Genomic DNA, 22,409 nt, shown 5'->3' with positions numbered 1-22,409 from the left:
CTGGGGTTTGTCATCCTCGTGGGCCACACGGTCTTCGGTGGTACAGGCGTCCACGGTGTCCGGGGTGTCGGGTGCGATCCGGTCGGCGTCGGCGGGGAGTGGACCAGGTCGAACGTCGCCGCGCCCAGCCGGTGCCGGGGGTGCAAGGTGGAGCAGTGGGCGGAACGGCTCGCCTCCCCCGCGGGAGGGCAGGACGAGAGCGAGAAGACGTCTCCGGCTGCGCAATCGCAACAAGACAAGGTCACGGACCCTGCCCAGCTGCCGACACATCTCGTTCCCGCTGGGGCGGCGGTCCGCGGAGCCTTGAAGAAGGCGGCGAGGGAGCGAACAGCGACCAGCTGCAAGCGACTGGAGCAACAGCTCGGCTCCGCGCTTCCCTCTCTCAGCAACAACGAACGCGTCCAAGTGCTGGTCCGGATCGACCATTCCACGGCCGGCGACGAGCCGCTCCCGTCGTCCCTACTGGCGGCGGGCGACTCGCACCTCACCGACCGTAGGATGCGGCTACAAGAAGCAGACCGCCCCGCCTAACCCCGCATCGAGGTGGCCTAGGCGGCGTAACAGGTATGCGGGACCCCCGGCGGCTCGTGCCACCGCCCTGGACCAGCTCCTGGTCATACGTCGCCGCTGGTTGGACCCACCCTCGACTGCGGTTCTGGCGGCTGACGGGCAGCGTGCTCACCGGCTACCGCCGCCGGAGTCACCCCGGTGGTGTCCGATCCGCGGCGCACCCCTAGGCTGTGCGCCGGTCGGCCCCAGGCGCGGGGGGCCCAGGGGGCGGGTAACAGGATGTCTGTAGAACGTCACACAGCGGGGATGCTCCAACAGATCGCCCGTCAGCAGGACATCGTCGAGATCGCTCCCCAGGGCTCCACACCGAAGGCGGCCGCCTTGGCGTATGTGGCGGAGCAGTACGGCTACACGTACGGCATGGCGTACAGGACCGGGTTCAAGAACTCGCTCGTCCAGGTCCGGATGTACCGGGACCCGCGGCCCGACGCACGCATCCGCGAGGCGGCCACCATCACCGCCCATCCGCAGGCGGGCAACGGCGGGACAGTGCCGGGGCTGAAGCAGGGCTCGCTGAAGCCGCTCCCCGAAACGGTCGGTGCCGTGGCCGTGCTGAAGGACCTCATCACCTTCGACGTCATGGCGTTGTACGTCGCCGACCGGAGCCAGAAGGTGAAGGGCTACCTGGCCTGCACGATCCTGACCCTCCTCCTGCTCATCGACAGATCGGCCGTCGAAGCGGTCGCCTCCGGCGTGGCGGTCGCGCTGCTCTTCACCGTGGCGTTCAAGATTGGCGCGATTCGCCGCGGGACGATCACGCGGCGTCTGACGGACGCCGGGTTTCACGCGGTGCGCGACGAACAGGGCGGCCTGCGGTTCCTGCGCCCGGGGCAGCAGTTGCCGGGCCACACCAACCCGTTCGCCGCCTGAGGCCCTGGTCTGCAGCGCAGGCAGGGGCAAGGTGCTCGTGTGCCTGGGCGATCAGGGCTGCCAGGTGTGTTCGTTCGAAGGCGGTGCCGGCTCCCTCGGGGTCGTACTCACCGTCGACGGCGACCGGGGCGCCGGGTCTGTACATCGCAGGAGCGCGGTCGTTCGGGCGCAGGTCCGCCGGCGGCCGGCTTCGGTGGCGTACCGAAGGTCCTGTGCGCCCAGGCGACTTCGATGGCACCGCCCGGCTCCGCATCTCCGCTCCGTGCTTCACCACCGTCGACGTCACGACCGGAGGCGACATCACCACCCCTGTCGGTGTTCGGCGCCATTGCCGTGACGGCCGGCGCCGGCGCCCAGGCTTCGACCGGCCCGGACTGCCTCTGCGGCCCCCGCCGGCCCGTGACCTGCAGCGCCGAGTCCAGCACCTGCCGATTCTGGTGGCGCGGCCGCGGCCGCGCCGCGAAGTCGGCGCCTTCGAGGTCGATCCTGCCCGTGGAGAGTCAGACCCGGTCGAGGCGGGGTGCGCCGTCGAGGATGGCGAGTTCGGTGGTGCCGGCCTGGCGTTTCCATTCGGGGGCGACGGTGGCGTACGTGGTGACGTCGTGCCAGCAGCCCTGGGTGTGGAAGAGCTGGCGAAGGGTGGCTTCGGGGCGCAGGCCCGCGGCGTGCATGACTTTCGGCATGTGGTGGTGGTCGCTGCGGTGGCCTGCCCAGATGCGGTGCAGGCCGAGGTGCCCGAAGCCGTAGGCCATCAGCAGGCGGCCGGCTTCATGGCCGTGGCCGCGTACGGGGGCGCCGGGCAGCAGGATGAGGCTGGTGAGCATGGCGTTGCTGCCGTAGTCCTCGACGAGGAGTCCCATGGTGCCGACGAGGGTGTCGTCGTCGGGGGCGCACACGGCGAGGGTGTATTTGCGCCGCGGGTGGGTGTGGGGCTGTGCGAGGTACTGGGTGAAGGTGTCGTGGGCCTGGCCGGCGCTCATCTGGTCGATGCCCAGGTAGCGGGTGAGGACGCGGTGGGTGAGGATCCGCGCGAACGCGTCGTGGTCGTGTGCGTGCAGCTCCCGCAACCACAGGTGCTCGCCATGCAGATCGGGGACACGGTTCACAGGCCCGCTCCGTGGGGGACGGGCCCGGTTGCCGGGGCGGGGACGAGAGTTTCGAGGTCGATGGAGTGGCGGCCGGAGGGGAGCGGTTCGCCGAGCAGGATGCGGCGGGCCGTGTCGGTGACCAGGGCGGCGCCGAGCATGACGCCGCTGGCGAGCTGCGGCCAGCTGGAGAGGGTGTCGCCGACGCGGGTGAGAGCGTCGCGCATGGCGGGGCTCAGCCGCTGCTCGTCCACGACATCGAGGAGGAAGCGGAGGGCTTCGTCCCGGTCGAGGTCCTGCACATCGGCGGCGGTCGTGGCTCCGATGCGGCCGTGGAAGAGTGGACGGTCCGGTTCGTGGTCGAACCGCTCGATGTCCAGCACGCCCCGGTCGTTGGTGTCCATCAGGACGGGGACCCGCCGGCTGCGCGCGTGTTCGCGGGCGGCGACCTTCACCCAGGGGGTGTCGCACTCCTCGATGAGCAGATCCAGCCCTTGGCCTTGCTCATCGGCGCCGAAGAAGTCCGCGATGTTCTGCTCGTTGATGCCGCCGCGGTGGATGTCGATGTCCAGGTAGGGGTCGAGCTCGTACATGCGTCGTGCGCACAGCACGCTCTTCTCCAGGCCCACTTCGTGGACGCCGGCACGCAGCCGGTTGAGGTTCGAGAGACCGAGCCGGTCGAAGTCCGCGAGGCGGAACGCCCCGCCGACGCCCTCCATGGCGCAGGTCAGCGCGGCGCTGCTGCCGACCGACAGCCCGATGACGCCGATCCGCCGCCCCAGGAGGCCCTTCTGCTGCTCGCGGGTGATCTTGTCGCGGTTGCGGTCGGTGCGAACCAGGCGGAACTCGGCCTCCGGCAGGACGTGTACCAGGCGCCCTGACCACGGGTACCACGCCCACCTGCCGTAGTTGTCGGGGTGCGAGCCCAGGGTGTCGGCGACCGCGCGGGACCGGGAGCGGTCGCGGAAGGGGTTATGGGGTGCCAGGCAGCCGAGGAGTTCTGCGATCTGGTCCTCGATCCGGTCGTGGATCTCGCGCAGCCGGTTTGACTCCCGCAGCTCGACCAAGGCAGCCGCGCCGGCCGGCTGGGAGGGGTTCAGCAGCACCGGACGAAACGATTCACTTGCTTCGCGGGGCCCGGGCAGCACAAGGTGGTCCGGCTTCAGGCCGGACGGCAGAGGGTGCGTCACGGCGAGGACGCTAGCAACCAGAAGATCTTGGTCCAGGGCACGTCACCCGCAGGGGCGCACTCGAATTGATCTTCTACCCGGATGCGCCTCCTCACGCCCTTCGCGCCCCCGGCATGCCCGCCGCCGCTGACGCACGGCAGGCCGTACCGCGTCTCGGACGGCGGGTACTGATGGCGGGAGGGAGGCCGGTTCCTGACGGGCACTGCGTGAACCGGACCCCCGTCGATGGTGGCGAGGGTGCCGGGGCGCAGGGTGCCGGGCCCGCAGCGGGTGCGGGCGGTAGGCCTCCCGCAGCGGGCTGGTGCCGAGATCCTGGGCAAGGGAGTCGGCACCCGCCGCGGTGACCGTCAGGGGCATGTAGCGGTCGCACAGTTCGGCCGGCGCCCGGGGCATGTCGCGGCCGCGCAGTTCGGTCAGCGTCGCGGTCATCCCGGCGTTTGTGAAGGTCAGCACATTCGTGCTCTTGCCGTGACGGTCCGCGGTGATGACCCCGAACCTGTCCAGCGCGTTCCTCGCGGTCACCTCCGTATAGTCCGCCCTGTGGCCGTCAGCCGGCCGGCGCAGGGTGAGACCGCCCTCGGTCACGACGGCGCCCGTCAGGTCGAGCCGCACACAGCCTGCGCGCGGCGACATCCGCACGCACGCCTGGTCACCCCGGTTCTGGAGCGTCGCGGGGGCCCCCGCGTTCAGGACGATCCCCGGGCCCCGCTCAACGCCCCGCACCCGTCGGCAACACGGCGATCCCGCCAAGGCACCCGGCGATCCGCCCGAAGGGACTTCGGCAGGCCCTGGCCAACCGGGCCGGCTGTCGTTTGCTCCCGGCCGGACCGTTGGGCGGCCGGGGCTGGTGCCCTCCCACTCGACGACGGGCACCCCCTGCGGCCTCGCCGATGTGGTGCTGGTGCACCGCTCGTCTGCCGTTGTCGGTGGAGCCATCTACCCTCCTCCCATGTCTGTGAACATTGATCTTGCCTTCACCGTTACAGGTGTCAGCGGTGAGCCTCAAGCCTGGGAGATCGTCCGTGCGCTGGAGGAACTGCTGCGCGAAGAGTCCCTGATCCTCCAGGTGTCCCTGGGGGTGGCCGTGGATGACGACGGCGCGTTCTTCGTGTCCGGCGAATCCGATTTCCCGCTCGGGATCAGCCGCTTCTACCTGTGGCGGCCGCACTTCGAAGGACTCTTCGCGGCGACCGTCGCACAGGTGTCCGCCGGTGCGAGCGCGACGGTCCAGTGGGGCTACCCCGACGAGGAGTACTGAAAGGAGCCACGCTCCGCGTGAAGGCCGAATCCTTCAGTCCGACGCTGAGGTCGAGTTCGGCGACCCCCTGCAGAAGGGCTGGACGGCGTGCGTCCTGCCGTACGTCGGAGTCAGCGAGGTGCACCGGGTCGTCTTCCGGACCGTCACCGACTCGACCGACGAGGAACGCGCCACCTGAGCGGACCAGGCACGTCGGCACGCTGCCGCATTCCTGGCCTGAAGCGCGAATGCCCGCTCCGCCTGGGGATCCGGCAATTGCGGCGGGTCAGGCCGGATGGGTGGTTTCCTGGGCGGCCGGGCGGGTGCGGAATGCGGCCGGGCGGCCCAGGAGGCAGACCGCGGCGCCCAGGACGAATCCGTACACGGACACCAGGCCGTGGCCATTGGCCTGGGCGAACCACATCACCAGGCCGAGTGCGGGTACACCGGCCGCGAACAGGACCTCTGTGCGCTGCGCCTTGTCCAGGCCCGTGCGTGCAGTGGGCAGTTCGCGCAGGATGCGGAGGAGGAGGGCCGCGGCAAGGGTGGCGCCGAGGAAGTAGGTGGCGCCCGAACTGCCCGCGAAGTTGCGGGGGTCGGTGCTGTGGTGGCCGCCCGCGCCGAAGAGGGTGTCGATGTGCTCGGGCAGGATGATCCCGGCGAGGAACAGGCCCAGGGTGATCGGGGCGCCCCAGAACCAGTCGACCAGGGCGGCGACGAGGGCGAGCGTGGCGATGTTCCAAGCCCCGCCGAACAGGCCGCCGTTCTGCATGAACACCGAGGTCAGCACCCGCCACCAGCCCGAGCGGGCCGGGTCCGCATCCAAGGCGTCCATCGCCCCGGACCAGCACACCTGGAGCACCACCCCGGTGAGTGCGAGGCCGGTCAATGCCACCGCGGTCCAGGGGATGCGCCGACCGCGCAGCGTGCCCTCACCGAGCAGGGCCAGTCCGCCCTTGAACATCAAGACCATCAGTGCTGCCGTGGTCACGTTGAACACCAGCGCGTCCATCGCCACCACCCCCCTTCGATCCCCGGTCGTGTGCTTCGGGGACGACAGTAGCCCGGCCTGCCGCAAAATTCAAACACTGTTAGAAAAGGGAGTAGAGTGCTCCCATGAAGCTGACACGAGAGCGGATCATCGACGCGGGCATGGCCGAGTTCGCCGAGTCCGGGTACCACGGCCTGTCCATGCGCAAGGTCGCCCAGCGCCTCGACGCGCAGGCCGGCAGCCTCTATTACCACGTGCCGAACAAGAGCGCCCTGGTCCAGCTGATGGCGGACCGCGTCGCCTGCCAGGCCTACGACGCAGGCACCGCCGCGCTGTCCGCCCTGAACCCGGGCGCCGACTGGCAGGACCGGGTCCAGGCCCAGCTCACCGCCCTCCGCGAGAGCATCCGCCGGCACCCCGGCGGCGCGGTCATGCTGGCCGACAGCCCCAAGGTGCTCAGTACCGGCGCCCTGTCCCTGATGGAACGGCTCCTGGAAACCCTGCACGGGGCCGGCATCCCCGCCGACCACGCGGCCATCGGCGCCGACACCCTCCTCAGCCACACCACCGGCTTCGTCCTCCAGGAACAGAGCCAGTCCCCCACCATGGACATCAGCGCCAAGGAAGCCGCCACGGTGCACGCGCGCTTCCCCCTCACCGTGGCCGCCGCCTCCGCCTTCACCGAGGACGACACGTTCCTCCGCAGCGTGCGGCTCGTCTGCGCGGGCCTCGCCACCCTCACTGACGCGGCGCGATAGAAACCGGGGTCAGCTCTGCGGGGCTGACCGGCCGGATACTTGACCGGCGTTCGGCGGCCGCCGAGCCGCCTTCCCTGGTCGCCGGCCGCGCGGCGAGAGCCGCGGAGCGGCGGGGGACGCGGACACCGGCCGCGGTGGGCGTGGTGGGCCTTCACCCACTTCTCGTTGCTGAGCTTCGCTTCTTCCATAAGCTGAAGGTTGCCGTTGGTGAGAGCGGTGACGGGTTTGAGTAGCGGCGCGTCGAGGGTGACTGGTTCGAGTTGCGACGGGTCGAGGTCGTCTGGTGTGCGATGCCGAGGACCTCGGCGGCCTCACGGTCGGTCAGCAGGTCGCCGGGGTGGGGGCCTTCGGGGGGCGGGATGGGCAGGGGGCGGCCGGCGAAGTAGGCGGCCGACCGCTACACACCGCCGGTGGCGGAGGGCAAACCCTCCGCCCCGGCGGGAGCAGACCGCACCACACCGTCGACCCCCACGGCCCCGGGCACACCGCCCCGGGCCGTCCCCATGCGGTCCCACGGCCACCACACGGGCCACCAGGGCCACGCCCGGCCCGGCCCCGACTCGTCGCCGGACACGGTGTAGCCCCCAGGGCCTCGGCATTGGGGAAGGGTGGGAGCAGAACGACACCGTGGGGCGCCGGGTGTACGGAACGGACCACACGACCCGCACGCCGGCCCACGCCCGGCACGCATCTACCGGGAACTGTCCGGCGGGGCCCCCGACGGCCAGCTGCTCGACGTCACGGACTGGACACCCGAGGGCTTGTCCGCCGGACCGGGGTCGTTGGGTGTCCACGAGCGGAGCATCCGGAGCACTTCAGCCAACACACTTCGCCGTATCCGCTCAGGGCGTCCGGGAATCGTCACCAGCCGGCGGCCGGACAGGGTCTCCGCCCCACGCGGTCAGGGTGAGGACGAGCCTGCCGTCCACCACCACGGCGGACACGTCCTCGTCTGCGGCGGCGGCCTCGGGACGATCACGTGGCCTTCACGGGCGGCGTACTGGGCGAGCGCCTCGACTCCCGGTCGAACGCACTGCCCCCCGACCGGCGCGGCCGGGCGGGCTCCACCGGCGGGGGCGGCGGTGACGCCGAGGTCGGTCGGCATCTACGCGCCGGAACGCCTTGGCGGTCACTTCCAGGCGCGGCCGCTCGCCCCGCAACGGGGTGTCGTTGGACGCCGCCCTCGTCGAGGGTCCGGTCCGCGCCGTCCTCGGCTTCCAGGTCCGGACGAGCCGGGATCGCGTGCCAAGCGCAGGGCGCGGCGAACCTTTCCGGTCACAGCACTAGCGGGGGAGGAGGGCGCGAATGGTCTTGCCGCCCTCGGGCCGGGGTGTGACGACGGTGGCGCGGGCGAGGTCGTTGACCATGTGACAGCCGAACCCTCCCGTGCCGTGGACGAGGTCGGGTGTGCGCATGCGCGGCGTCTGCGGGCTGGGGTCGTCGACGGCGACCTCGATCGTGCCGGGGTGGGCGGCCAGGCGGAGCGTGTGGGTGCCGCCGCCGTGACGCAGGGCGTTGGTGACGAGTTCGGAGACGACCAGGACCACGGTGTCGGCGTGCTCCGGGTCGACGGCCGGCACGAGGGTGTCCAGGAACGTCCGGGCGGCTTGGCGTGCCTCGGCGACGGCGGACAGGGACTGAAGGGCTGTGCGCTCGGTGCTCGTCGTGGTCATCTCGCGCTCCGGTCTCTGTTGTCGTGTCCAGCATGCAGCCGTGCCTGCCGGGCCGTTCGTGCCCCGGACCGACACCCTTCAATCCTGGTGGGCTTCGAATATCTACCTCACTCGGCACGCGGAAATCTATGTCAGTCGGAGTAGACATCGGACGTCGGTGTGGTTATGGTTTCTCTCGTAACGCAGAGAGACAGCAGGGCCTGGCAGATACGAACTGCCGGGCAGCAGTAGTCGCAGTACCCGTAGTTGCAGTGTGTTGGACGGTGCGGTGGTGGAGTTTCGAAGCCAGAGCGGTTGCAGGACGGCGACGGGGCTGACGACCGGACCGGGTGGCCCGCCGTGATCAGGGGCCGCCATCGGAAGTACCGCAGTCAAAGCAGTGGTTGCAGTACCCGTAGTGAGTGCAGTTCGCGGTACCTCAGCAGTGAAGTCAGTGGAGTGGTACCTCGGCGAAGGCGTCGGCTGCGGGCGCGCGCACCGGGAGGTTCGGCAGTGGGGTTCCAAGCCAGAGCAGACGCAGGTTGGGCGACGGGGCTGGCTGCCGGAGTGTGGCGCTTGGTCAGGCCACGAGTGGTACACGCAGTGCGCAGTGTCAGCAGTACCGAGTGGAGCAGTACCAGCAGTTCAGCAGTTCAGCAGTGTGTAGTCCCCATTTGGTAAGTAGTTGATCCCGAGGGATGAACGGAGGAGCCGAACGCCATCAGGATCGCCCGGGTGGAGTGTTGAGCCCGGGTACCGCAGGACATCGTGAGTGAGGTGGTCTCCGGTCAAGCAACCGCGATCCCCGCATCCCCGACAGAGCTCAGGTCGGGCAGGCGGACACAGTAGGCCGGCGCAGTACCAGGGCCGGCAGATGGTGTAGCAGTTCCTTCGGGGCCCGGGTGCCACACGGCGCCCGGGCCCCTCCGTACATCCAGAGCCGGATCTCCCCCCTCTGTTTCGCAGTGAGGTGCGATGACAGCAGACGATTCGTTCGGTCGTCTCGATGACGACGACTACCCCGCCTACACGATGGGCCGGGCCGCCGAGATGCTCGGCACCACCCAAGGTTTCCTCCGCGCGATCGGCGAGCACCGCCTGATCACCCCGCTCCGCTCCGCGGGCGGGCACCGCCGCTACTCCCGCTACCAGCTGCGCGTCGCGGCCCGTGCCCGCGAGCTCGTCGACCAGGGCACGCCGATCGAGGCGGCCTGCCGGATCATCGTCCTTGAAGACCAGCTCGAAGAAGCCCGGCGCGTCAACGCCGCCGCCGGCCGCGGCGCCGGATCGGCGAATCCATCGGCCGCGGCCTGAGGAGGATTGGAGCCGATGCCTCTTGGAACAGCCGGCCCGCAGGGGCCGGGCATGATCCCCGCTCCTCGGCGGGCCCCCCGCCCCCGCATCCCCACGGTGGTCCTCGCCGGCCGCTACGGCCTCCTGCGCCTGGCCGGTGAACTCGACCTGGAAACCGGGTCCGCCATCCGCGACGCGGTCCGCAGATGCCTCGACAACCGCCCCGCGCTCCTGCGCATCGACATCAGCGGAGTGTCCTTCTGCGACTGCTCCGGGATCGCCGCCCTGCTGTGGGCGAAGGCCGAAGCGGGCCGGGCCGGAACCGGCTTCCACCTGAGCGGGCCCGCCCAGCCCGTCGTCGCCCGCGTCATGGACGCCACCGGCACAGCAGCCGACCTCGGCCTGCTGCCACAACCCGCCGAGCAAAGCGGCGCCCGGCGAAAGACCCACGCGCCACAAGCCCCGACACCCTCCGCCGGTCCCTGACCGAATGGGCCTGCCTGGTGTCCGCCCCGAGCCGGAAACCACCCCCCCGGGTGCGCGCCGCGCATCGGCGCGCAGCCCCCGAACTGCCGGAGCGGTGCACCGTGGTTGGGCCCGCCGCTCCGGCAGTCACCGGGCCCGGTCGATGCCGAGGTCGGCCAGGCGCTCGTGCTACTCGGCACTCAGCCCGTCCCGCCGGTTGTGGATGTTCGGGGTTCGGGCACAGCCCCTGACCTTGTGATTTAACCTCCGCCCTCGGACGAACCGTGACTGTGGTTCGCCGTGGGTGCGGTCACGATGGAGGTCAAGCACCGTTCGTTGGCCTCGTCCACCTGGTGATCACCCGCAGCTCCCGTTGAGGTGCGGGCCAGATCTGCAGGCGGATGCCCTCGGGGGCGAACCCTTCCGGGTCCGCGGCTGCAACCGCCAGGCCGCTGCGGGAGACACGGACACGCATCCATCCGGCCGGGACGTCGAACCGGGCACTGTCAGGCAGGTAGTCGCTGCACCCCAGGATGGTCAGGCGCCCGGAGGGACAGGGACGCTCGCCTCCACCACATGGTCGAAGTCGGCAGAGTCGTCCTTGGGCTCGCCCTCCAGGATGTCCACGGCAACGACGACGTCCATGTTGTTGACCGTGCTGAACGCCAGGATGTCCTCCGCGGTGGCGAGGGCATCGAACAGAGCCTGTGCCGTCCATGCGCCACCCACATCACTGTCGGAGTGCTCGTCCATCACATGGATCTGGTGGTAGTCGGCGGTCACTGTGCTTGTGATTCATCCGGTGCGGCGTGGTTTGGTGCCGATCTTGTGGTGGGTCGGTCTGGGGTAGGGCTGGCCGGTGGCCAGGAGTAGGCCCACGTCGTAGCGGGTCGCGGGGCGGCGGTTCTTGGAGCCGGGTGGGCGACCGGGGCCGGGCCGGGATGGTTTCGGCACTTCGGCCGGCGTTGAGGTTCGGGCGTGCAGGTGTCGGAACCCGCGGCGAACCCGGGTGGTGGTGAGCTTGTTCGGTTCGGACGGCTTCTCCCATGGGCGTCGCAGGTCGATGGCCAGGGGACGGGCGAGGCGGAGTTGGTTGTGGGCGACCACGATCAGCCAGGTCCAGCGGTCCGCCGCTTCGGCCTCTCGCAGCCTGGGGCGGTCCAGCCGAGTGTCTGCTTGATCATCCTGAGGAAGTGCTCGATGTCGAATCGCCGCAGGAAGGTCTGCCAGGCCAGGTCTGCACCGCTGCCTGTTCATCGATGACACCGCCGCCAACGTCACCGCCGCCCGCGAAGTGGGGATGACTGCCCTTCACTACCGCGGGCCCGAAGAATCTCCGAGACGCCTTCTCTCCGCTCCTCGATCCCCAGGCTCCCCAGAACGTTCAACCCCCAACCAGCTGAGGGGAAGAGCGACCCTGGGGATTTTCACGAATCCTCATCAGCACCCCGTTGCCGTGTTCGCCCGCCGCTCTCGACGCCGAGCTGCACGCCGTCCTGGCCGCTTTCGACGCTGCGGCCGCTCCGTGGTGTGAGGCCCTCGAGGACCTGGACGAAGACGTCCTCGCCGAGGCCGCCGCCGAAGCGCGGGCCTTCGGCGCAGGCCCGGCGGCCGCCGTCGACGAGCTGGTGCGCGGCCTGCTCGGGCAGTTGACCGACTGGCAGCAGTCGATCGGCGAGCTGGGCCGCGCGCTCACCACGGCAACTGAAGGCCGACCGCTACCCGGCTGGTCCACCGACGCCGGCCGCACCGAGGACATCGGGTGGCGCCAGGCCCGCACCACTCTGCCCGAGGCCGTCGCACGCCACCACCACGCTCACCTGCTCGCCGCCATCGTCGAGCTCGGCGGGTAGCTGGAGCTCCCAGCTACCCGTAACGGGCGCTTCAGGGGCGCGGTCATCCCAGAAGGCTGCGCGGTCAGCGCCGGCCGCCGCCGATGCGGCGGTCGTCGGCCAGTGCGGTCAGCGGGCCGAACTCGCAGGCAAGCTGGTTCCACGTCAGAACCTCGCCACAGCGGGCCGGGAACTCCTTCGGGTCGAACTCGGGCATGGTCCAAGTGCCAGTGCCCCGGTCCCGCAGCCACAGGTCCCCGTCACCGTCGACCACACTCGGCGGGACCGGTACGGGCTCGGCCTGATCGGTGGGCTCCCAGGTGACCCGGCCCGGGTGGGAAACGCGGCGCAGCTCGGTGGTGGCCAGCCGCGCGGCCAAGTCACGCGTGGACTCTTCGGCGTCCTTGACCGACGCGAGTCGGAATGCGTCGTCAAGTACGGGCAGGGCAGGATTCTTGCTGCGCTTTGAACTCATACGCTGACTACCTCCGGTGGGGGGCGTCACATCCGTTATGGCACCCCGTAGAGGAACACGGTATCCGAGGCGGGAGCCGGGCCGGCTACGACCACTGTCCAGGTGGAAGCGCCGGCACACCGGGCGGTGGGCTGGGTGGTGAGCTGGTCCTGGACGTGGCACAACCCGTCACGACGTGGGACGGGTCCTCGCAACCGGCGAGGCGTACACCAGACCCGCCCATCACGAGAAGGGCACCAAGCCCCGCCGACTGGATAAATGACAAGCTGAAGGCCGGTGTCGTTTCCCGCTGAAGGTTGGCGGCTCTGGCACTGATCTTGTGGGCTCGTGACGCTCCGTGCCGTCTGCCATCAGACCGTCAGTGGGTTCGGTTATGCCACCGGATGTCAGCGGTTCCCGGCCGCCCGTGTCCGGCCGCGCGTGGCAGTCGTTTCCTGTGCATGATCATGATCTTGACCCGAGTTCTCGGTGCCGCAGCCATCGCCGGCATCACCGCCTTCACCGCGGCCACCCCCGCGCTGGCCGACGACCCTGGCAGCACCATCGGGAACAACATCGGAGCCCTCCTGATTGCCAGCCAGAACGAGGGCGCCAACGCCGGAAACGACGGGACCACCAGCAGCCACGGCAGCAGCAACGGCAACACCCTCGCCAACAACATCGCCGACCAGTCCAATGTCGCCCTCATCAACACCGCAAAGGTGGCCGAAGACGCGTTCGTGACCGCCTGAGCCACTTCACCTGGTCTGAACGACACAGCCCCATGGCGTGAGGGCGGGGCCGTGACGCTCCCGCCCTTATCCGTGATCTGCTGCTGATACCTCCCGTGGCAGAACGACTGCGTTCGCGCGGCAGACGACACTCCGTGGATCAGAGGGCGTGGAGGACCTGGATGCGGAGGAGGTCGAAGTTCGCTCGGCCGAACATCTTGGGGCAGGGTGAGCCCGGCGGAGACCGCTGCGTGATCGTGGCGGAGGCTGCGGGCGAAGGAGCACAGGCCGGGCAGCTGCTCGACGGTGCAACGCTGACCCGACCCCCGACCCCGGCCACGATTCCCGGGAACAGCAACTCCATCCGTCGGAGAACCATCTCCATTGCACGGCGGGAGCGTACTCCGACCGTCACACACGGTGCATCTCACGAAAAGTGAGTCAGAACCCGTTTCCCTGAACAAGACCAGTGGGGCTCACGTGACGTCCCGGATACGGCTCTGGTCCGCCCCGAGCTGGTGGCGTCGATCAGCGCCGACCCGCCATCGACCGAGGCGGCGTCCACCGCCTCCCGGTGTGCTTCAAGCGGTTGCGCCTGGACGTCACGACGGCGGACGTCCCCCGGTTACTGAGGATTTCAGGGTGGGGTCGGTGGGTTGATGGCCAGGCCGGTGGCGGTGAGGCAGCCGTCGATGAGGTGGGGTCGGAGTTGGATTCTGCGTAACTCGCGGCGGAGTTTGCGGTCGAGGTCGTCGGGGGTGTTGAAGGCGGTGTTGGCCGTGGCTCTGCGTATGAGGGACCAGAGGGCTTCAACCGGGTTCAGGTCTGGTGCGTATGCCGGGAGGCGGATGGTGGTGAGCCAGTCGTGTTCGGCCTCGTAGCGCTTCAGCCCGGCGGCCAGGTGGGTGTTGAGGTTGTCCCAAACCACGACGATGGGGCCGCCGAGCTGGATGTGTGCCCTCACCAGCAGGTCGCGGTAGTCCTGCCAGGAGAAACTCTTGCGGGCGCCCTTGAGCAGGAGATGGTTGCGGGGGCGGTGGATGAGACGGCTCTTCTCGCCGGGTTTGTAGCAGCACAGGGCCGCGACCGAGGTCCGACGGCGGGAGCGGCCGCGAACGCGGATGACAGGGGTGTGTCCGCGTCGGCCCCAAGTGCGGGCGCGGGGCGGCGTCATGGAGAATCCGGCCTCGTCCTCGAAGACGATCCAGCCCCCACACGCCGCCGCGAGCCTTTTACCTGGGGCCACACCTCCTTCTTCCACAGCTCCACCGTGTGCTCGTCCCGCTCGAGTGCTCTGCGGGCCGGTGCCTGCCAGGACCAGCCGTGCCGCTTCAGCAGCCGCCAGACCGTCGCTACCGAGAGACTCACCCGCAGCCGGCGGCGGATCACCGTCTGGACCCGGACCAGAGTCCACCGTTCATCCTCGAAGCCGTGCGCTGACGGGCCCTTGCCGAGTTCCTCCTCGAGCAGGCTGAACTGGGCATCGGTGACGGTCGGGGAGTTGGCCGGACCCGTCGAGCGCAGGGCCTCGATGCCGCCCTCGCGCCAGGCACGACGCCAGCGTTCCACCGACCGCACACTCACCCGCAGGTCCTTCGCGATCACGACGGTCTTTTCACCCGCCGCGAACCGCTCGCCGGCTTGAAGCCGGATCCCCTCACGAAACGCCCGACGCTCAGCGGTCAGGCCCCCACCCTCCGGATAACGCATACCACCGGCATACCGCAGGGATCATGAACCGTCACCACCCGACGACAACCCGAAATCCTCAGTAGGGGGAGGCCGGGCCGCCTCTACCGGTTGAGGCACGGCAGGGTGGTTCTGTGTTTTGGATCATGTCCGGCCCGTGCCGGGGGTGGGGGGCTTGATAGGTCGGTTGAGTCGAAACGGGGCGCCACGGCGCCGCCGACGAGAGGGAGCGGCTGGCGGAAGCAGCGGCTTGTAGGGCCGGCGTCCTCGCCGTGGGCCGTCACTGCGGACACGATGGCGGCCGGCGCCGTCCGGGCCCCCACGAGGCCTCGCAGGGCCGTGTACCCGCTGCCCGCCGTCGGTTCTCGGCCACCCGTGCGCACGTAAACCGGGCGCCGGTCCGGCCCGGTGGTGGATCGGGCGGCTTCGACGGCGTGACGTAGGGCTCGTTCCAGGCGGGTGGGCAAAAGGCTGCCGGCGGGAGTGGTCGTGATCGCGAGCGCAAGGTCGTCGACGGGGGCGCCGGCGAGGTCGGCGGCGGCCGGGAGGATCCGTCGTGCGTCGCGGGCCGAGCACGGGACGCGTGCCATCAGCATTCCGAGCGCCCGCGGGGTCGACGGCTCAGGGGCCGGATGCCGGCCGTCGCCTTGGGTGGCGGGCGGGTTGGGGGACAGGCCGGAGGGCGTCGACATGGAGGTCCCTGCAATCCAAGCGGGGGCAGCGGAGCGCGTTCGCGTGTGCACGGAAGGTATGCCCCCGGGCCGCGCGAGGCTCACGAGGCGCGCGGACGGTACGCGCGGCACGCCTGCCGCAGGCGTGCGCTCGGGTTGGGGCGGACGTGCGGCCGGCCCCCGGCCGGCGTGACCATCGACTTGCGGGACGTTCGGTGTCTGGATCCGGGCGGGCGCGCATCAAGCCCGCCGATCGCGGCGCGGTGAGAGGCATGGACCTCCGGGTGACGATGAGGCGCTACGGACCGACCGTGCACCTCATCCTGCTCGGCGAGCTCGATGTGGAGACCAGGGCCGCTCTCGACGAGGTACAAGCGGTCCTGAACAATGTCGACGTGGTGGCCTGCGACATGCGGCACCTGACGTTCATGGACGTCGTCGGCCTGCACGGCCTGACCACGTTCGCACGACGCCTGAACGGGCGCGAGATCGCGTTCTTCGCCTACGACTGGCAGCCCCAACCGCTGCGCCTGATGGACCTCGTCGCCTGCCTCTACCCGAAAGGGGACCGCGGCGGGCCCACCGGGCTGCTGCGCCGCGACCTGCGGGGCTCTGCCGCGTCCGCACGTGCGGCCGGTGCGACCCGGGCCCGAAAGAACGCACCACCCCCGGCCGCGATCCGTCCCGTCAGGGGCGGGGCGGTCATTCTGCGGTGAGGTCGGCGGTGTCTCGTGCGCGATGGGCTCGGTCTTCGAGGAGTCGGCGGAAGCCGGCGACCGGGTAGCGCTCCCCGGTGGCCGTACCGGATCCGGGGATGCCGGCGATCTGGGCCATGCACTGTTGGGGCTGGGGCTGCCAGCCGGTGACCAGGACCCGCAGGCCCAGGCATTCGGCGCGCCGGTGCACATCCAGGAGATGCAGCAGGCCGTCGCCGTTCATGACCGTGACGCGGTGCAGGTCCACCAACAGGTCCCGCACATCGATGGTGACGCCGGCCAGGGCCGCCTGCAGTGCCTGGCCTGCGGCCTCGTCGAGGGTGCCGCTCACGCTGACCAGAACGGTGTTGCCGCAGTAGTCGATGTCAACTGTGATCAATGCGTCTCTCCTCGCGCCGTCCTCATGCACCGGCGCATGAGGTCCTCCATCCTGGCGCGGCACTTCCCGGAGCCGAGGCGCGGCTCGCGGAAACAACAACGGGGCTTGCCCCGGCCCCGAGGGTGGCTGTGGGCTGGGTGCCGTTACCGATCGGGGGCAAGGGGCAGCCATAGGTCCCGTGGCCGGTCCGCGCGAGGAGGCCGGTGCGCATCCCGGCGAACGAGGACGAAGGGGTACGGCATGACGAGGGCACGAGACAGCATGACGGCGGACGCGACGTGTATCGGCGCTGAGGAGACGGTGCTGGAGGCGGCGAAGAAGATGGCCGAGCTGAAGGTCGGCTCGCTGCCGGCTGCGGCACCGACGACAAGCTCAAGGGCATGATCACCGACCGCGACATCGTCGTGAACGTCCTCGCCGCAGGCAAGGAGCCCGCCACGGTCAAACCCCGCCACGGTCAAGGCGGGCGACCTCGCCCAGGGCGAAGCCGTCACCATCGGCGCCGACGACGACGCGGCCGAGATCCTGCGCACCATGGGTTTGCACCAGATCCGCCGTCTCCCGGTCATCGACGGCCACACCCTGGTCGGCATCGTCGCCCTGGCCGACGTCGCCCGCGCCCTGCCCGACACCGAACGTCGGCGACCTGCTGGAGACGATCTCGCTGAACTGACCGGCCCGCGCCGAGGCGCTCCGCGGGGCGCGCACCACACGACCGCGATGCCCCGAAGGGCCGGACTCCCCTCCGGCCCTTCGTCACAGGCTTGGGTCGGTGCAGCGGGTCGGTGCAGCGGGTCGGACAGGCAGGACCACCCCGTGCGTGGCGGCACCGGTGTCAGAGGGGGCCGGCCCCACAAGTGCGCGGATTCCCCGGTACTCACCTGGCGGGAAGGGCACGATGGGCGCGGTGTCTCCCGCGTTCGGCGGGTGGAGAGGCCCTCGTGCGGGCAGGCCGGCGGAGTGGACGCGATGGATGTACGACGGGTGTACGGCAGTTCCGGCGACAGCGGCGAGGAGCGGGCCCACAGCCCGACCGCGCCTACGTCGAACTCTCTGGCGGCCCCCTGGACGGTCTGGTCCTCGATGTCACCGGTTGGTCTGTAACGGACCGAGTGGAGGGCGCGTTGCTGATCACCGACAGGGGCCTGTTCGGGTCGGGTGGCCGGGCGTTCTACGCGTCCCTCGCGGGCGACGTCGAGGGCCCGTTCCTGTGGCAGGGCGACACACCCTGACTCTGACCCGGGAAACGACCGGCGGAGCCTGCCGGCGATCGTGGGGTCTGCGTGCCGCGCGATGGCTCGCCCGGGTTTCGCGCCCAGGCCCGCGTCGCGGCACGCAACCGGCATGCCCCGGTGACGCCCGGCGGTGGTTACAGGGCGCCGAAGAGCCAGTTGCCGGGGGCCTTGGGGTCTTCGCTGGTGTAGTACTCCTCGGTGGCGCGGCGGATCTCCTCGCGCCCCAGGGTGCCGTCACCGTCGGTGTCGAGCTTGGCGAAGGCGACCTTCAGGTCTTCGGGGGAGGCGCCGAGGGACTTGATGTACATGGTCTGGAACTCGTCCTCGTCGATGAGGCCGTTGCCGTCGGTGTCGCAGATGTCCATCCAGGCGTCGACCATGACGCTGAGGCGCTGAAGGATGCCCTCGCGGTCGTTGGCGACGGCCTTCTTCATCCCGGACATGAACTCGGCCCGGTCCAGGAGACCGTCCTGGTCGGCGTCCATGGTGGACAGGTCGTGGGTCCACAGCTGGGTGAACGCGTTCCGCAGGCGGGCGATCTTGGTGGCGTCACCGCTCATGTCGAACGCGGCGGCGAGTCGGTTGCTCAGCGACAGGAGATCGTCTTCGCGCAGGTTGCCGTCACCGTCGACGTCCAGCATGGCGAACGCGCGGCCGAGCTTCTGGTCGAGAACTCCGATAGCAGTGTTCACAGGTCTTCTCCTCTGATTCCGCCCGAGGGGGCATAAACATCACCCGAAGGTGATCACACGGGAGGAAACGATCAGCCATCTGGTTTGATACGGCTTCCGCACAGCGAACTTGACGACCCGCCGACACGAGGTCCCCCTGCGTCATGACAGTCAGCACGCCGGCCATTCCGGCCGCCCCGCAACTGCCCGCTATGTTCCGCGAGGGGACTGAACGCCACAGCCGGCGGGTGCGCGAGGACTGGGACGGCCGCCACATGTTGCACGGGCGTGCGCCCGGCCCGGAGGCGATCCTGGTGAACGGCAACGACTACCTGGCCCTGGCCCGCCATCCCCGCATCACCAAGGCCATGACCGGCGCCTTGGCCGCCCACGGGAACGACGCCCTGATGTCGGGGGTGTTCTTCCACGGATCCCACCCCCAGCTGCTGCTCGAACGCGACCTCGCCGACCACATGGGCGCCCCCTCCGGGATCCTGTGCCAGTCCGGCTGGGCCGCCAACACCGGACTCCTGCAAGTCCTGGCCGGCCCGGGCACACCCGTCTACATCGACATGCTGGCGCACATGTCCCTGTGGGACGGCGCCCGCATCTCGGGAGCCACCGTCCACCGCTTCCGACACAACGACGCCGCGCACCTGCGCCGCCGCGTCACCGACAACGGGCCGGGGATCATCCTGGTCGACTCGATCTACAGCACCGACGGCAGCGTGTGCCCCCTGCCCGACATCGCCGACATCGCCGCGGAGACCGGCAGTGTCCTGGTGGTCGACGAGTCCCACTCCCTGGGCACCCACGGCGACCTCGGCGAAGGCATGACCGTCGAGCTCGGCCTGACCGGGCAGGTCCACTTCCGCACCGCCAGTCTCTCGAAGGCCTTCGCCGCCAGGGCCGGCTTCATCGCGTCCTGCGATCAGGCCTTCACCGGCCACTTCAAAATGGCCTCGCACCCCGCCGTGTTCAGCTCCACCCTCATGCCCCACGACATCGCCGGCCTCGCGGAAACCCTCACGATCGTCCGCCAGGACCACTGGCGCCGCACCCGCCTCCGCCAGGTATCCGCCCGGGTACGCGAGGAACTCACCGCCGCGGGCCTTAACCTCCACGACAGCGCGAGCCACATCATCGCCCTCACCGGCGGCAGCGAACGCCAGACCATGGCCCTGCGCGACAACCTCGAACAGCGCGACGTCTTCGGCTCCGTCTTCTGCCCCCCGGCCACCCCCCGCACCCGCTCCCTGGTCCGCCTCTCCCTCCACACCGCCCTCACCGACCCCCAGGCAGAGCACCTGATCCACACCTGCCTGCGCGCCCTGCGACCAGCACGTCGCCACTGACCGACAGGGCGGACCTCAGGCGCCCGATCAGGAAGGCACAGCGGGGGTATGTCCGGTCACGTGGGTGGTTACTCCTTGCTCAGGCCCGGAACTCTTTCGTACCGGCGGCACGGGCCCTGCCCATCGAGCGCTCCCGGTCCGCGTTCGCTCGCGCCGAAATTCCCGACGTGGCCCGGCATTCGGCGCGGCTGGAACAGACCCGTAGGAGCCCGCGGGCCTGCACGCCGGCCGCACGGCGCAGCTCACCGCGATCGTGCCCGGGGGTTCGGGCGGTTGGGATCAGGTGGCTGGTGGGGTGTCGCAGGTGAAGAGGGTGAGGGCTCCGGTGCGGTGGAGGAGTTTGAGGAGTTGGGGGTTGGGGGCTTGGAGGTGGAGGGTGCGGCCGTGGGTGAGGGCGGTGAGTTGGGCGCGGATGAGGATGTTGAGGCCGGTGGAGTCGCAGAAGGCGAGGCCGCTGACATCGACGGTGATCTTGGCGGGGTTGGTGGGGTCGGTGACCGCCCGTCGCAGGGCCGCGTCGAGGGCGGCGGCGTGGTCGGTGTCCAGGTCGAGTTCGCCGGTCACGCGGATCAGGTCCGGCCGGGAATCCACGGGGGCGGGTCGCTGTGACGGTTGGTCGTGGTCGGTCATGTTTCCCCCGCGGCTGGTCTTCCTGCGCCGACGGTATCGGGTTCGGACCGTGTCCGAACCCGCCACCGGATCAACCCGGGGAGCCCCCCGCCGTGGCGCTGCCGCCACGGCGAACGCCGGTGTCTCGCCGCGATCGATGGACCCTTCGGCCACGGGGGACAGCTCCGGCCTGGCGGGGAGTGTGCAACATCAGAGACGAGCCGGGGCGGGGGCGGCGAGGCGGGAAGAGGCAGCCGTACAGTGCGGGAGGCTGAGGAAGCCGTTGTATCGCGTCGTGAGGAGCCTGGTTGCTCAGGCTTTCGTCCACGCGTCGAGGAAAGCCTCCCGCCTGGACGGATCGGCAGTCTTGTGGTCCGCATGCAGCACACGCCAGGCGGTGAGTTCGAGGTCGCGGAGCCACAGTTCGCCGATGACCTGTGTCTTGAGGTCGGGGAGGTGGTCGGATTCGGCCAGTGCCTGACCGATGACCTCTGCGGCCGCGATGCGCTGGGGCGGGGTCATCTCGTTGACAGCCGAGAGGATCTGTCCGGCCAGACCGGTGCCTTCTCCGGCCAGTGAACTCAGTACCCAGGTCTTGATGTTGGCGGGCAGCAGGTAGAGCGAGCCTGAGGACCTCCACAAGTCGGACCAGAAGCGTTCTCCGGCCTGCGTGGGAGCGGGAAGCGCTGCCAGGAGTCCGAGGAGGTGTGCGGTGGCCGCGTATCCGTCGGAGTGGGCCGATGCGACGACGGCGATGTCGGCAACGCGCTCGATGTCGATTCGGCCCGCTTCGAGGCGCGGGTCCAGCCCCAGGCGCTGCTCCAGTTGCTGGGAGACGGGGAGGGACGCGTGCGAGTGGAACTCGGGAAGCATCGGCGATCCTTGAAAGTAGGAGAGCGGAGAGGCCCGTTCGGGGTCCCTGATCGTTCCCACGGCCCGTCGAATTACACGACTTTCACGACACTGGTTGATGGCAAAGCGCCAAGTGCCACTGCGGGGCTGAGAAACCGCCCGCGTCCGGCGACGCCGACCGAGGATGCGAGGCGGGCCTCTGAAGGCTGCCGCTCACGGGCTCTTAGCATGAGCACATGGTTGCCAATGATGCCCAGCGGTTCTGGTCAGGAGGGGAAGCAGTGTCCCGAGACGACGCCGAAGCCGGCAGGTCTCCTCATGCGCCCACGGTCGACGAACGCCAAACAATGGATCTCGCCGGATCGCACCGGCCGGAGACCGTTGAAGACTCTCACCCGGTCGCCGACCTGGTCGCGCGGGCGACCGATCTGGTGGAGCCGATCAAACCGAAGCTGCGCGGCTGGCTTCACGCCGGCATGGTCCCCGCATCGTTGGCGGCGGGGATCGTCCTGATCTGCCTGACGAGGACGCCGCAGGCCGCCCTGGCATGCACCGTGTACGCCGTGACCGCCTGGCTGCTGTTCGGAACGAGCGCCGTCTACCACCTCGGCACGTGGGGACCACTCGGCGAAGCCATTCTGCGGCGCCTCGATCACGCCAACATCTTCCTGATCATCGCCGGCACCTGCACGCCCCTCGCCGCGCTCCTGCTCTCCGCCGACCAGCGATCCGTCCTGCTGTGGATTGTTTGGACGGGTGCCCTGGCCGGCATCGCCTTCCGTGTCCTGTGGGTCGGAGCGCCCCGCTGGCTGTACACCCCCTGTTACCTGGCGCTGGGCTGGGCACCGGTGCGTTACCTGCCGGACTTCCTGCACAACGGCGGAGCGGCCACACTGTCCCTGATCGTGGCCGGTGGGCTTCTCTACAGCGTGGGCGCTGTTGTGTATGCCCTCCAGCGCCCTGACCCCTCGCCCCGCTGGTTCGGTTTCCACGAGGTCTTCCACGCTCTGACCGTGGCTGCCTTCACCGCGCATTTCATCGCCATCGTTCTTGCCGCCTCCTGACCACGACGGCGTGACACGCTCTCGCCGTCCAGGCGGGCGG

Annotated in this window: 21 protein-coding genes and 2 pseudogenes; 11 read left to right on the top strand and 12 right to left on the bottom strand. The window is 69.8% G+C overall.

What is annotated here, in order from left to right; genetic code table 11:
• Positions 1 to 816 precede the first annotated feature (816 nt).
• Positions 817 to 1,440 (top strand): hypothetical protein, encoded by a 624-nt coding sequence (locus OG906_RS35350; protein ID WP_329448367.1) that lies wholly within the window; start codon positions 817 to 819, stop codon positions 1,438 to 1,440.
• 500 nt (positions 1,441 to 1,940) lie between these two features.
• On the opposite strand, the gene OG906_RS35345 is transcribed toward OG906_RS35350, so the two are convergent.
• Positions 1,941 to 2,546, bottom strand: a complete 606-nt coding sequence (locus tag OG906_RS35345; RefSeq protein WP_329448366.1) for a GNAT family N-acetyltransferase — start codon at positions 2,544 to 2,546, stop codon at positions 1,941 to 1,943.
• On the bottom strand, positions 2,543 to 3,715 hold the full coding sequence (locus OG906_RS35340; protein ID WP_329448365.1) for a ThiF family adenylyltransferase: 1,173 nt from the start codon (positions 3,713 to 3,715) through the stop codon (positions 2,543 to 2,545). Before OG906_RS35340 ends, OG906_RS35345 begins: the two co-directional genes overlap by 4 nt.
• A 949-nt stretch (positions 3,716 to 4,664) precedes the next feature.
• Here OG906_RS35340 and OG906_RS35335 point away from each other — a divergent pair.
• The gene (locus tag OG906_RS35335; protein WP_329448364.1) at positions 4,665 to 4,973 is read left to right on the top strand and encodes a hypothetical protein; all 309 of its coding nucleotides are present in this window, start codon (positions 4,665 to 4,667) and stop codon (positions 4,971 to 4,973) included.
• Between the two features lie 265 nt (positions 4,974 to 5,238).
• Here the strand turns inward: OG906_RS35335 and OG906_RS35330 are convergent, their stop codons facing one another.
• Positions 5,239 to 5,964, bottom strand: a complete 726-nt coding sequence (locus tag OG906_RS35330) for a hypothetical protein (protein WP_329448363.1) — start codon at positions 5,962 to 5,964, stop codon at positions 5,239 to 5,241.
• Positions 5,965 to 6,068: 104 nt separating this feature from the next.
• Here OG906_RS35330 and OG906_RS35325 point away from each other — a divergent pair, with 104 nt between their 5' ends.
• Positions 6,069 to 6,701: a TetR/AcrR family transcriptional regulator gene (locus OG906_RS35325; RefSeq protein WP_329448362.1), complete on the top strand. Its 633-nt coding sequence runs from the start codon at positions 6,069 to 6,071 to the stop codon at positions 6,699 to 6,701.
• A gap of 1,283 nt (positions 6,702 to 7,984) precedes the next feature.
• Here the strand turns inward: OG906_RS35325 and OG906_RS35320 are convergent.
• Entirely contained in the window at positions 7,985 to 8,374 is a 390-nt protein-coding gene (locus tag OG906_RS35320) for an ATP-binding protein (RefSeq protein WP_329448361.1), read from the bottom strand.
• Positions 8,375 to 9,328: 954 nt separating this feature from the next.
• Between OG906_RS35320 and OG906_RS35315 the strand changes: the two genes are divergently transcribed.
• Positions 9,329 to 9,667, top strand: a complete 339-nt coding sequence (locus tag OG906_RS35315) for a MerR family transcriptional regulator (RefSeq protein WP_329448360.1) — start codon at positions 9,329 to 9,331, stop codon at positions 9,665 to 9,667.
• Between the two features lie 15 nt (positions 9,668 to 9,682).
• Positions 9,683 to 10,132, top strand: a complete 450-nt coding sequence (locus OG906_RS35310; protein WP_329448359.1) for an STAS domain-containing protein — start codon at positions 9,683 to 9,685, stop codon at positions 10,130 to 10,132.
• Positions 10,133 to 10,648: 516 nt separating this feature from the next.
• On the opposite strand, the gene OG906_RS35305 is transcribed toward OG906_RS35310, so the two are convergent.
• On the bottom strand, positions 10,649 to 10,894 hold the full coding sequence (locus tag OG906_RS35305; protein WP_329448358.1) for a hypothetical protein: 246 nt from the start codon (positions 10,892 to 10,894) through the stop codon (positions 10,649 to 10,651).
• A 12-nt stretch (positions 10,895 to 10,906) separates the two neighbouring features.
• Positions 10,907 to 11,349 (bottom strand): annotated as a pseudogene (locus OG906_RS35300) (NF041680 family putative transposase); the annotation flags it as partial.
• 213 nt (positions 11,350 to 11,562) lie between these two features.
• Here OG906_RS35300 and OG906_RS35295 point away from each other — a divergent pair.
• Positions 11,563 to 11,964 carry a hypothetical protein gene (locus OG906_RS35295; RefSeq protein WP_329448357.1) on the top strand — a complete coding sequence of 134 codons (402 nt, stop codon included), beginning with the start codon at positions 11,563 to 11,565 and terminating at the stop codon, positions 11,962 to 11,964.
• Between the two features lie 64 nt (positions 11,965 to 12,028).
• Here OG906_RS35295 and OG906_RS35290 read toward each other — a convergent pair whose 3' ends face one another.
• Complete coding sequence (locus tag OG906_RS35290) at positions 12,029 to 12,418, bottom strand: hypothetical protein (RefSeq protein WP_329448356.1); 390 nt, start codon at positions 12,416 to 12,418, stop codon at positions 12,029 to 12,031.
• A 452-nt stretch (positions 12,419 to 12,870) separates the two neighbouring features.
• Here OG906_RS35290 and OG906_RS35285 point away from each other — a divergent pair, with 452 nt between their 5' ends.
• The gene (locus tag OG906_RS35285; RefSeq protein ID WP_329448355.1) at positions 12,871 to 13,149 is read left to right on the top strand and encodes a hypothetical protein; all 279 of its coding nucleotides are present in this window, start codon (positions 12,871 to 12,873) and stop codon (positions 13,147 to 13,149) included.
• A gap of 616 nt (positions 13,150 to 13,765) precedes the next feature.
• On the opposite strand, the gene OG906_RS43745 is transcribed toward OG906_RS35285, so the two are convergent.
• Positions 13,766 to 14,838, bottom strand: a protein-coding gene (locus OG906_RS43745) for an IS630 family transposase (protein ID WP_443067331.1) whose coding sequence is annotated in 2 segments (ribosomal slippage) — positions 13,766 to 14,389 and positions 14,392 to 14,838 — 1,071 coding nt in all. Because the reading frame shifts where the segments join, the coding sequence is not laid out codon by codon here.
• A 934-nt stretch (positions 14,839 to 15,772) separates the two neighbouring features.
• On the opposite strand from OG906_RS43745, the gene OG906_RS35270 reads away from it, so the two are divergent.
• Complete coding sequence (locus OG906_RS35270; RefSeq protein WP_329448354.1) at positions 15,773 to 16,204, top strand: hypothetical protein; 432 nt, start codon at positions 15,773 to 15,775, stop codon at positions 16,202 to 16,204.
• Here the strand turns inward: OG906_RS35270 and OG906_RS35265 are convergent.
• Positions 16,191 to 16,583, bottom strand: coding sequence for an STAS domain-containing protein (locus tag OG906_RS35265; RefSeq protein ID WP_329448353.1), 393 nt, complete (start codon positions 16,581 to 16,583; stop codon positions 16,191 to 16,193). The two genes, OG906_RS35270 and OG906_RS35265, sit on opposite strands and share 14 nt — an antisense overlap.
• Before the next feature lie 240 nt (positions 16,584 to 16,823).
• Here OG906_RS35265 and OG906_RS35260 point away from each other — a divergent pair.
• Positions 16,824 to 17,256 (top strand): annotated as a pseudogene (locus OG906_RS35260) (CBS domain-containing protein).
• Positions 17,257 to 17,952: 696 nt separating this feature from the next.
• On the opposite strand, the gene OG906_RS35255 reads toward OG906_RS35260, so the two are convergent.
• Complete coding sequence (locus OG906_RS35255; RefSeq protein WP_329448352.1) at positions 17,953 to 18,510, bottom strand: EF-hand domain-containing protein; 558 nt, start codon at positions 18,508 to 18,510, stop codon at positions 17,953 to 17,955.
• A gap of 143 nt (positions 18,511 to 18,653) precedes the next feature.
• Between OG906_RS35255 and cqsA the strand changes: the two genes are divergently transcribed.
• Positions 18,654 to 19,844: an alpha-hydroxyketone-type quorum-sensing autoinducer synthase gene (cqsA, locus tag OG906_RS35250; RefSeq protein ID WP_329448351.1), complete on the top strand. Its 1,191-nt coding sequence runs from the start codon at positions 18,654 to 18,656 to the stop codon at positions 19,842 to 19,844.
• A gap of 279 nt (positions 19,845 to 20,123) precedes the next feature.
• On the opposite strand, the gene OG906_RS35245 is transcribed toward cqsA, so the two are convergent.
• Both OG906_RS35245 and OG906_RS35240 read right to left on the bottom strand, forming a co-directional pair.
• Positions 20,124 to 20,474 carry an STAS domain-containing protein gene (locus OG906_RS35245; protein ID WP_329448350.1) on the bottom strand — a complete coding sequence of 117 codons (351 nt, stop codon included), beginning with the start codon at positions 20,472 to 20,474 and terminating at the stop codon, positions 20,124 to 20,126.
• Between the two features lie 291 nt (positions 20,475 to 20,765).
• Positions 20,766 to 21,326, bottom strand: coding sequence for a hypothetical protein (locus OG906_RS35240; protein WP_267803636.1), 561 nt, complete (start codon positions 21,324 to 21,326; stop codon positions 20,766 to 20,768).
• Between the two features lie 215 nt (positions 21,327 to 21,541).
• Here OG906_RS35240 and trhA point away from each other — a divergent pair, with 215 nt between their 5' ends.
• Entirely contained in the window at positions 21,542 to 22,369 is an 828-nt protein-coding gene (gene trhA / locus OG906_RS35235; protein WP_329448349.1) for a PAQR family membrane homeostasis protein TrhA, read from the top strand.
• The last annotated feature ends 40 nt before the right edge of the window (positions 22,370 to 22,409 follow it).

This window comes from Streptomyces sp. NBC_01426 (assembly GCF_036231985.1).
In the GTDB taxonomy this organism is placed as follows: Bacteria; Actinomycetota; Actinomycetes; order Streptomycetales; family Streptomycetaceae; genus Streptomyces.
The sequence above is the reverse complement of the archived record's forward strand: the minus strand, read 5'-3'. Positions and strand labels throughout refer to the sequence as shown.